Origin of the sequence: Cyanobium gracile UHCC 0281 (genome assembly GCF_034931305.1) — a bacterium.
Classification (GTDB): domain Bacteria; phylum Cyanobacteriota; class Cyanobacteriia; order PCC-6307; family Cyanobiaceae; genus Cyanobium; species Cyanobium gracile_A.
Genome location: NZ_JAYGHY010000085.1, coordinates 1 through 8,882, shown reverse-complemented (window position 1 = coordinate 8,882; position 8,882 = coordinate 1). Strand labels below are relative to the sequence as shown.

At 71.6% G+C, this 8,882-nt stretch carries 10 protein-coding genes and 1 pseudogene; 7 read left to right on the top strand and 4 right to left on the bottom strand.

What is annotated here, in order from left to right; translation table 11 throughout:
- Nucleotides 1-121 (bottom strand): annotated as a pseudogene (locus VB739_RS15590) (photosystem II q(b) protein); the annotation flags it as partial.
- 208 nt (nt 122-329) lie between these two features.
- On the opposite strand from VB739_RS15590, the gene VB739_RS15585 reads away from it, so the two are divergent.
- Both VB739_RS15585 and VB739_RS15580 read left to right on the top strand, forming a co-directional pair.
- Nucleotides 330-692 (top strand): hypothetical protein, encoded by a 363-nt coding sequence (locus VB739_RS15585; protein WP_323357942.1) that lies wholly within the window; start codon nt 330-332, stop codon nt 690-692.
- Between the two features lie 2 nt (nt 693-694).
- Complete coding sequence (locus VB739_RS15580; protein ID WP_323357941.1) at nt 695-1,123, top strand: hypothetical protein; 429 nt, start codon at nt 695-697, stop codon at nt 1,121-1,123.
- Here the strand turns inward: VB739_RS15580 and VB739_RS15575 are convergent.
- Nucleotides 1,108-2,052, bottom strand: coding sequence for an aspartoacylase (locus tag VB739_RS15575; RefSeq protein ID WP_323357943.1), 945 nt, complete (start codon nt 2,050-2,052; stop codon nt 1,108-1,110). The genes VB739_RS15580 and VB739_RS15575 overlap by 16 nt on opposite strands.
- Before the next feature lie 62 nt (nt 2,053-2,114).
- On the opposite strand from VB739_RS15575, the gene VB739_RS15570 reads away from it, so the two are divergent.
- The 4 genes from VB739_RS15570 (at nt 2,115) to VB739_RS15555 (ending at nt 6,021) form a co-directional block, all read left to right on the top strand.
- Nucleotides 2,115-3,110, top strand: a complete 996-nt coding sequence (locus tag VB739_RS15570; RefSeq protein ID WP_323357940.1) for a glutathione S-transferase C-terminal domain-containing protein — start codon at nt 2,115-2,117, stop codon at nt 3,108-3,110.
- Nucleotides 3,107-3,781 carry a DUF2301 domain-containing membrane protein gene (locus VB739_RS15565; RefSeq protein ID WP_323357939.1) on the top strand — a complete coding sequence of 225 codons (675 nt, stop codon included), beginning with the start codon at nt 3,107-3,109 and terminating at the stop codon, nt 3,779-3,781. Before VB739_RS15570 ends, VB739_RS15565 begins: the two co-directional genes overlap by 4 nt.
- Nucleotides 3,778-5,691: an ABC-F family ATP-binding cassette domain-containing protein gene (locus tag VB739_RS15560; RefSeq protein ID WP_323357938.1), complete on the top strand. Its 1,914-nt coding sequence runs from the start codon at nt 3,778-3,780 to the stop codon at nt 5,689-5,691. Before VB739_RS15565 ends, VB739_RS15560 begins: the two co-directional genes overlap by 4 nt.
- A 111-nt stretch (nt 5,692-5,802) precedes the next feature.
- Nucleotides 5,803-6,021 carry a Calvin cycle protein CP12 gene (locus tag VB739_RS15555; RefSeq protein WP_094586564.1) on the top strand — a complete coding sequence of 73 codons (219 nt, stop codon included), beginning with the start codon at nt 5,803-5,805 and terminating at the stop codon, nt 6,019-6,021.
- Between the two features lie 39 nt (nt 6,022-6,060).
- Here the strand turns inward: VB739_RS15555 and cgtA are convergent, their stop codons facing one another.
- Entirely contained in the window at nt 6,061-7,053 is a 993-nt protein-coding gene (cgtA, locus tag VB739_RS15550) for an Obg family GTPase CgtA (protein ID WP_323357937.1), read from the bottom strand.
- Between the two features lie 64 nt (nt 7,054-7,117).
- On the opposite strand from cgtA, the gene VB739_RS15545 reads away from it, so the two are divergent.
- Nucleotides 7,118-8,353, top strand: a complete 1,236-nt coding sequence (locus tag VB739_RS15545; RefSeq protein ID WP_323357936.1) for an ABC transporter ATP-binding protein — start codon at nt 7,118-7,120, stop codon at nt 8,351-8,353.
- A 3-nt stretch (nt 8,354-8,356) separates the two neighbouring features.
- Here VB739_RS15545 and VB739_RS15540 read toward each other — a convergent pair.
- A partial coding sequence (locus tag VB739_RS15540) for a Smr/MutS family protein (protein ID WP_323357935.1) occupies nt 8,357-8,882 on the bottom strand: 526 nt, incomplete at its 5' end.

Sequence of the window (8,882 nt, the reverse complement as noted above, 5' to 3'; positions counted from 1 at the left end):
GGGTGGGGATCATCAGCACACCGAACCAACCGACATACAGACGGTTGTTGGTGGAGGTGACCCACTCACAGAACTGGTTCCACACCGAAGCGCCGGAGCGCTGCTGGAGAGTGGCGGTCATGAGTGCAGAGAAGAGTGCCTTCAGGCAAAAGCGCGACTGCGCCAGCCTTGGGCGTAAGGAAGGGCGACGGATCGCCTGAAACGACTGTAACAGACTGTTGCGGCTTGTGAGCGGCGCCTTCATGAAGAAAAGCTGTGCCTCTTGCCTGGCCTGCCCCCCCTGCCGCTGCTAGGAGAAGCGTTGATCCGGTCATCTCGCCTCCCCGCCGATGGTCTCGCGTTCGTCGCTCTCTTCCCAGCCAGCGCGCACCGCCGGCTTTCGCCTGCGCCGGCTGTCGCCCGCCCTGCTGGTCCTGCCGTTGCTGCTGGCGGGTTGCCAGGGCTCACCCAATGCCGAGAGCCGCCGCATCGACCAGCTCGAGCTGAAGATCCAGCAGCTGGAGCAACGGCTGAACAAAGCCAACACGCGCCCTGACACCGCCGACCCGGCCGGCAAGCCCCCAGCCGGCTTCGTCAAATCGCTGACCCTGCGCACCGACACCGAGGACGACCGGCTGCGCATCTACTGGGCCGACGGCAGCAAGACCGACCTCCCCTGCACCAAGGAACAGACCACCCTCGTTTGCGGATGACCATGCCTTCCTCCCGTCTCCGGCCCCTGCTGGGCGCCCTGGCCCTGCTGCTGGCCTCCCCCCTGGCCGGCCCCGCCCCCGCCCGGGCCCAGATGAGCCAGGAACAGGCCTTCCAGCGCGGCCGCGCCGTCAACCTGGCCCGCATGCGGGGCGAGGTGATCAACGGCGGCCTGGGCGTCTACCGGCCCGCCATCTGCATGTACGAGCGCAGCGGCGGCAACTGTCTGGTGCGCTCCGACGCCGAGGGCCTGCTGTTCCGCTTCTACGGGGGCGTCCCCGGCTGGGCCCAGCTCGGCCAGCCGCCCACCGTGGAAACCGAGATTCTCATTTCTCCCGACGGTCGCAACGTCGTGAGCGTCCTCTACAACGGCCCGCCCCGATCACAGCCGGCTCCCGCCGGGCAGCCCCAGGCGCCTCAGCCCGGGGTCTGAAGGTTACGGGCCAGGCCCTGGAGCGCCTGGCCCCAGGCCGGCTCCACGGGCCAGGCTTCCCGGCGGGTGAGGCTGAGGGCGATGCCCTTCTCGCCGTAGGCCGCCTCGTTGATGAACACGGCCCGGACAGCCCCGTCCGCCTGATCGGCCTGGGGGTGGAAGGGGATCGTGACGCCCTCAGCAGTGAGGAAGAGGGGCTCGCCAGCGCCGATCGACCGCCAGTCGCGTCCCTGGCGTTGCGGGTGCACCACCGCCGCCGGGGATCCGTCGTCGTGGCGCGGCAGGTCGAGGCTGCCCAGGTGCCGGTGCACCTCCAGCCGCACCGGCTGGCGCAGGGCACCGCAGCGGGCCTCCGCCAGCACCTCCAGTGCCGCCTCCAGGGCCAGCTGGCTCTGCCGGCAGATGGTGGCCTGGATCACGCCCTGGGGCACCGGGCCCACCTCCACCACCAGCCCGCAGGGCCAGCGCTCCACCAGATAGCCCGTCTGGGCCTGATCCTGCTCATGCAGATAGATCGGCAGGCCCAGCCGCTGCTGCATCCCCGCCGCCAGCGCCAGATCGGCCGGCCGCCGGCCGTAGACGACCAGGCTGTTGCCCATGGCGGCGGTGGTGCTGTGCAGGTCGAGGGCCACCAGACAGGGGGCACGGCCTTCGGGCCCGTGGAGAGCCAGCAGCTCCCGCGCCCGCCGCAGTTCCCGGTCCCCCGGCTCGGGGGCGTCCAGCAGGGCCGGCACGAAACTGCGGTTGAGGTCCTGGTCCAGGTAGCGCCGGCCGGCGGCGTGGGCGGCGGGGTTGCCCAGCACCAGCTCCAGGCCGAGGCCACTGCTGCGCAGCAAGGCCGGGTGCCGCCGCCAGGCCTCCAGCAGCCAGGGCGCGTTGCGCTCGTTGCCGTGGGTGCCGCCCACCACCATCACCCGCCCCGCCACCATCGCCTGCTCGCTCACAGGGCCCCAGCCTGGCGCAGAGTCAGGGCTGGACTGCGCTGATTTCCATGGCCCCGCCCGCGACCCTGGTGCGCACCGCCCGGCAGCTCTGGCACTGCCAGTGGCGCCTGCTGATGGGTGGGCTCGGACCCGCCGACGACCAGGGTCGCTACCGCCGGCCAGCCGGTGCCTTCACCAGCCTGCCGCCGCTGCCGGAAGACGCCGGCGACCCCGGTGGCCACGTGCTGATCGTGGGCCGCAGCTGCCCCTGGGCCCACCGGGCCTGGCTCACCTGGACCCTGAGGGGTCTGGCCGCCACGATCGACACGGTGGTGGTGGTGCCCGATCCGGCCGCCGGCCGCTGGCGCTTCGAGACGCCCTTCGAGGGCTGCCAGACCCTGCTCGACCTCTATCGCCGCTGCGGCGCCGATCCCCGGGCCAGGGCCACCGTGCCGGCGCTCTACTCCCGGAGCCGGGGGCAGATCCTGGTGAGCGAGAGCGCCCGCCTGATCGAACTGCTCAATGCCTGGCCGGCGGCGGCCGGGGCGCCGGACCTGGCACCGCAGGAGGATGTCCCGGCGATCGCCACCTGGCGGGAGCGCCTGCAGAGTGATGTGAACGACGGCGTGTACCGCTGCGGCTTCGCCCGCAACCAGGCGGCCTACGACGAAGCCGAAGCGGCCCTGTTCGCTGCCCTGGAGGCGGTGGAGGCCGGCCTCACCGCCCATGGGGAGAGCGGCAGCGGCTGGCTCTGTGGCGGGACCCATCCCAGCCTGGCGGACGTGGTGCTGTTCCCCACCCTGATCCGGTTGGAGCTGGTCTATGCGCCGCTGTTCGGCTGCAGCCGCCGGCCCCTCTGGCAACTGCCCCGGCTATGGGACTGGCGGCGCCGCTTCCACGCCCTCAAGGGGGTGGCGCTCACCTGCTTCCCGACGGCCTGGCGCAGCGACTACTTCGGGGCCCTCTTCCCCCTGCATCCCTCCGGCATCGTCCCGGCGGGACCGGACCTGGCCACACTGGTGGGCAGCCCACCCCCTGCCGCCCCCGGCGCCCCCACCCGATGAGCAGCACCCTGGCCAGCCCGGATGGCACCGACCCCGTCTTTGAAGGGGTGTATGGCACCTTCACGATCACCGCCACCGACCGCCGCGACGTGCTGGGCTACCGCCTGGCCCTCACGGCCGTGGCCCTCGGCCAGCTGGCCCTGCTGGCCCAGTGGCGCCAGCTCGGCCCCGACCTGCTCTGGCCCTGGCTGCTGGTGATGGCGGCCGGCCTTGGCCTGGCCCTGCGCTGGATTCACATCTACCTGCGTCCCCTGCACCGGGCCCTGCAGCTGTTCTGGCTGGCCGGTTGCCTGGGCGGGCTGCTGCTGGCCCTGCGGGCCGGACCGGGCCAGATGCTCCCCGCCCTGGCGCAGCAACCTCTGTGGATCCTGGCGGTGGGGCCCTTCTTCGCCGCCCTGGCCGGCATCGGCTTCAAGGAGTTCTTCTGCTTTCAGCGGCCGGAGGCGATCGGCGTCACCCTGCTGCTGCCCCTGGCCCTGCTCGGCCGCCTGGCCGGTGTGCTGAGCCCGGCCACAACCGCCAGCCTGCTGGCTGCCGAAGCCCTGCTGCTGCTGGTGCTCTGCCTGCGAAAGTTCCCCATGCCGGCGGCGGCCGACGTGGGCGACAAGAGCGTCTTCGCCCATCTGGAGCAGCAGCGCCTGGGCCTGGACCAGAGCGGCGACACCCCATGAGCGCCATCAGCCTGGTGGGAGCCGCCAAGGACTTCGGCCTGCGCAGCCTGTTCTCCGATCTCGACCTGCACGTGGGCGAGCGGGACCGGCTGGGGCTGATCGGCCCCAACGGCGCCGGCAAGAGCACCCTGCTGCGGGTGCTGGCGGGCCTCGAACCGCTCGATCGGGGCGAGCGGCGCTGCCACGCCCGCACCCGGGTGGTGCTGCTCGACCAGGAGCCCCGCCTGGATCCCTCCCTGACCGTGCTGGAGCAGGTGTTCGCCGGGGACGGGGAAGCCATGGCCCTGCTGCGGGAGTACGCCGGCGTGAGCCACCAGCTGGCCAGTGGCGCGGAGGACGGCCCGCTGCTGGCCCGCCTCAGCGCCTTGCAGCACCGCATGGACGGCTGCCAGGCCTGGGACCTGGAGCGCCGCTGCCGGGAGGTGCTGGAACGCCTGGGCATCGACGCGGCCCATCAGGAGCGGACGATCGGCGAGCTCTCCGGCGGCAACCGGCGCCGCGTCGCCCTGGCGGCGGCCCTGGTGGCCGAACCGGAGGTGCTGCTGCTGGATGAACCCACCAACCACCTCGACGCCGAGGGGGTGGAGTGGCTGCAGAGCTATCTGGATCGCTTCGCCGGCGCCCTGGTGCTCGTCACCCACGACCGCTACCTGCTGGATCGGGTCACCCGCCGGATCGTGGCGGTGGAGCGGGGCGAGGCCCGGCCGTACGAGGGCAACTACGGCACCTACCTGGGCCTGAAGGCGGCCGAGGAGGAGGCCGAAGCTTCCACCGCCGCCAAGCTCAAGGGGACCCTGCGGCGGGAGCTGGCCTGGTTGCGCCAGGGCCCCAAGGCCCGCAGCACCAAGCAGAAGGCCCGGATGCAACGCATCGATGCCCTGCTGGAGGCACCCGCCCGCCAGGGGCGCACCAGCCTGGCGATGGCCGCCACCGCCCGACGCATCGGCAAACGGGCGATCACCGCCGAGGGGCTGGCGGTGGCCGTGGGCGACCGCACCCTGCTGCACGACTTCAGCTACGACTTCAGCCCCGAGGACCGGGTGGGGATCATCGGCCCCAACGGGGTCGGTAAATCCAGCCTGCTGGAGGTGATCGCCGGGCGACGCCCCCCAAGCGACGGCCTGCTGGAGCTGGGAGCCACGGTGAAGCTGGCCTACTTCGACCAGCACAGCGACGTGTTGCTGGCCAAAGACGGCAAACGCAAGGTGATCGAAGTGGTGCAGGAGGCCGCCAGCCGGGTGCAGGTGGACGGGGTGGAGCTGACGGCCTCCCAGCTGCTGGAGCGTTTCCTGTTTCCACCCGCCCAGCAGCACCAACCGGTGGCGAAGCTCTCCGGGGGCGAGCGCCGCCGCCTGCACCTCTGCCGGCTGCTGATCGAGGCGCCCAACGTGCTGCTGCTGGACGAGCCCACCAACGACCTCGACGTCCACACCCTGAGCGTGCTGGAGGAGTTCCTCGACGATTTTCGCGGCTGTGTGGTGGTGGTCTCCCACGACCGCTGGTTCCTGGATCGCACCGTCGATCGGCTGTTCCACTTCGAGGACGGCCGGCTGGAGCGCTTCGAGGGCAACTACAGCAGCTGGCTGGAGCGAGCGGCAGGAGCGCCGGCCACCGCCCCTGGGCCGGCCGCAGCCGGCCCGGAAACCGCCAAGCGCTCAGCCCCATCCGCCAAGGTCCTGGCGGACGCCCCCCGACGGCGCAGCTTCAAGGAATCCCGGGAGCTGGAGCGCCTCGAAACCGAGCTGCCCCAGCTCGAACAGCAACGCCGCGAGCTGGAGCAGCACCTGGCGGCCCCCAGTGGCCCTGATTACGCCCGCCTGGAGGAGCTGACCCATGAACTGGCGGCCCTGGTGGAGCGGATCCACGCGGCGGAGGAGCGTTGGCTGGTGCTGAGCGACCTGGCCGCCTGAGCGCCGCTACCGGGACGGTGGGTGTGCGGGAACCAACAGGAAAAGGCGGCGCCCCTGCCCCGACCGTATGGTGTCTGCGGTGAGTTCCGGCTCGTGAAGGCCGGTTTTTGCATGAAGACGATCGACGATCACATCGAGAAGGACAAGGTCGAGATCGAGTCGGCCAAGGCCGACGGCAATCTCGGCAAGGTGCGCCATCTCGAGGAGGAGCTCAAGGCCCTCAACGAGTACAAGGAGCACCACCCCGAAGACAGCCACGACCCCAGCCCCCTTGAGGTGTACTGCGACCTCAACCCCGAAGCGCCCGAGTGCCGCGTCTACGACGACTGATCCTCTGACCAGGCCCTGACCACGCCCCCCCGGGGCGGTTCAGGCGATGCCCAGCTGCTCCCAGACGGCGGCCCGCAGGGCATCGAGCCCCTGGGAGGCGGCAGCGGAGATGATCAGTGGGGGCTGGCCGGTGTGGGCGCCGATGACCGCCACCCGTTCCTCCAGCTCCTCGGCATCACACAGTTCCATCTTGTTGAGCACCACCAGGCGGGGACGGTCGCTGAGCCCGTTGCCGTAGGCAGCCAGCTCCTCCTCCACCACCAGCAGATCCCTGAGCACGTCCTCGCCGCCCGCATCCACCAGATGCAGCAAAAGGCGCGTGCGCTCGATGTGGCGCAGGAACTCATGGCCCAGGCCGGCGCCGCGGGCCGCCCCCGCGATCAGGCCGGGGATATCGGCGAAGACGGTGCCGTCACCGCTCGGCCGCCGCACCACCCCCAGGTTGGGCACCAGGGTGGTGAAGGGGTAGTCGGCGATCTTCGGCCGGGCGGCGGAAAGCACGGCGATCAAGGTGCTCTTGCCGGCATTGGGCAGACCGATGATCCCCACCTCGGCCAGCAGCTTGAGCTCCAGCTGCAGCTTCCATTCCTCGCCCTCCTTGCCCTCCGTGAACTTTTCCGGGGCCCGGTTGCGGTTGCTGAGGTAGTGGGCGTTGCCCAGGCCCCCCCGGCCACCGGCCGCCACCAGCAGCTCCTCGCCGGCGTTGGTGAGATCCCCCAGCAGGATGCCGGTGCGGCAGTCGCGCACCTCCGTGCCGCAGGGCACCCGGATCGTCAGGGTGGAGGCGCTGGCCCCGCTGGAGCGGTTCGGGCCGCCGCGGCGGCCGTCATCGGCGGCAAACAGGCGTCGGTACTTGAAATCCAGCAGGGTCTGGAGGTTGGAATCGGCCACGAGCAGCACGTCACCGCCGCGGCCCCCGTCACCACCGGAAGGACCACCGGCGGGCACATATTTCTCACGACGGAAGGCCACGATGCCGTCGCCGCCGCGGCCGGCGCGCACGGCGATGCGGGCCTGATCGATGAACTGCAAGGAAGGTTGTCGGCCGGGGCTCTGATGAGGAACAACCCTAGGATCCCCCGGTTGCAGCGCTGGTTTGGCCGAGGTCCGCTTCCAGAAGGTCGGCAAGACCTACCCGCCCCGTCGCGGCGGCAGCCCGGTGGAGGTGCTGCGCCAGCTCGACCTGCAGATCGAGGACGGTGAATTCCTGGTGCTGGTGGGGCCCTCGGGCTGCGGCAAGAGCACCCTGCTGCGGCTGCTGGCGGGCCTGGAGGCCACCACCTCCGGCGAGATCTACGTAGGGGAGCGGCCCGTGAGCCGGCTGCGGCCCGCCCAGCGGGATGTGGCGATGGTGTTCCAGAGCTACGCCCTCTACCCGCACCTGAGCGTCGCCGACAACATCGGTTTCGGCCTGCGGCGCAGCCGCCACCGCAGCCTGCCCCAGCAACTGCAGGACAGCCTGCACCGGGCCAGCCGCGGATGGCCGGCGGCCCTGCGGATCGATTCCGAGCGGGAGCGCCGCATCGAGGCGCGGATCGCTGAGGTGGCCGCCACCCTGGAACTGGAGCCCCTGCTGGCGCGCCGGCCCAAGGAGCTCTCCGGGGGGCAGAAGCAGCGGGTGGCCCTGGGCCGGGCCATCGCCCGCCAGCCGGCGGTGTTCCTGATGGATGAACCGCTCAGCAACCTCGACGCCAAGCTGCGCACCGGCACCCGCACCCAGATCGTGGAACTGCAGCGGCGCCTGGGCACCACCACCCTCTACGTCACCCACGACCAGGTGGAGGCGATGACCATGGGCCACCGCATCGCCGTGCTCAACGAAGGACGGCTGCAGCAGCTGGGCACGCCGATGCAGCTGTACCAGTGGCCCTCCAACCTGTTCGTGGCCCAGTTCATCGGCAGCCCGGCCATGAATCTGCTGCCGGTGGAGGTGGCCGGCTCCGCCCAGCTGCTGCTGGGGGGGCGACGCTTCCCGGTGGAGGGGCCGATGGCGGAGCTGCTGGGCGACTGGATCGGCCACCGGATCACCGGCGGCCTGCGGCCGGAACACCTGCGGCTGGCCCCCGCCACCAACCGCAACCTGGCGGCGGAGGTGAGCCACTGCGAGGCCCTCGGCAACGAACAGCTGGTCACCTGCCGGCTGCTGGAGGGCAGCCACCTGGTGCTGGTGCGCGCCACCCCCGACCAGAGCGTGACCGTGGGCCAGGCCGTCCATCTGGACGTCGACCCCACGGGCTGGCGCCTGTTCGACGGGCTCGGTGCCGCCCTGCTGCCGGCCGAGGCCAGCCCGCCGCCCCGGCAGGAACCCCAGCTGCCCGCCATCAGCCACTGAGCCCTACTTCACCCAGATGACGCTGCAGCCGGGTCCGCCATCCCCCTGCTCGGCATCGCTCACCCGCTCCACCCAGGCCAGGCCGGAGAGCCAGTCGCGCAGACCCCGCTTCAACTTGCCCGTGCCGATGCCGTGGATCACCCACACCGGCCCATTGGCCCCCCGCAGGCGCTCCTCCACCGCCGCCTCGGCCTCATGCACCCGCAGGCCGCGCACGTCCACCGTGTTCCCTTCGGTGCGCACCTCGGGGCCCCGGCTGCCCGGGGAGCGGCGGCTGCGGATGCGCACCTGGAGCGGTGGCTCCGGGGGGGCCGGCTTTTCGCCATGCAGCCCTTCGATCGCGGCCAGCGCCACCGTGAGCCGCAGCACGCCGCAGCGCACCGTGAGCTCGCTGCCCTCCTCCGAAATCGTCAGCACCTCGGCGGCCTTGCCCAGGGCCAGCAGCCGGATGCGGTCGCCCACCCGGGGCCGCCAGCCGCCGTGCTCGCGCCGCTCCGGCAGGGGCCGGTGCTGCTGCTCCAGCCGGCGC

Coding starts and splice junctions, on each gene's coding strand:
- VB739_RS15580 (WP_323357941.1), top strand. CDS start 695: ATGCCTTCCTCCCGTCTCCGGCCCCTGCTGGGCGCCCTGGCCCTGCTG.
- VB739_RS15575 (WP_323357943.1), bottom strand. CDS start 2,052: ATGGTGGCGGGGCGGGTGATGGTGGTGGGCGGCACCCACGGCAACGAG.
- VB739_RS15560 (WP_323357938.1), top strand. CDS start 3,778: ATGAGCGCCATCAGCCTGGTGGGAGCCGCCAAGGACTTCGGCCTGCGC.
- VB739_RS15555 (WP_094586564.1), top strand. CDS start 5,803: ATGAAGACGATCGACGATCACATCGAGAAGGACAAGGTCGAGATCGAG.
- VB739_RS15585 (WP_323357942.1), top strand. CDS start 330: ATGGTCTCGCGTTCGTCGCTCTCTTCCCAGCCAGCGCGCACCGCCGGC.
- VB739_RS15565 (WP_323357939.1), top strand. CDS start 3,107: ATGAGCAGCACCCTGGCCAGCCCGGATGGCACCGACCCCGTCTTTGAA.
- VB739_RS15570 (WP_323357940.1), top strand. CDS start 2,115: ATGGCCCCGCCCGCGACCCTGGTGCGCACCGCCCGGCAGCTCTGGCAC.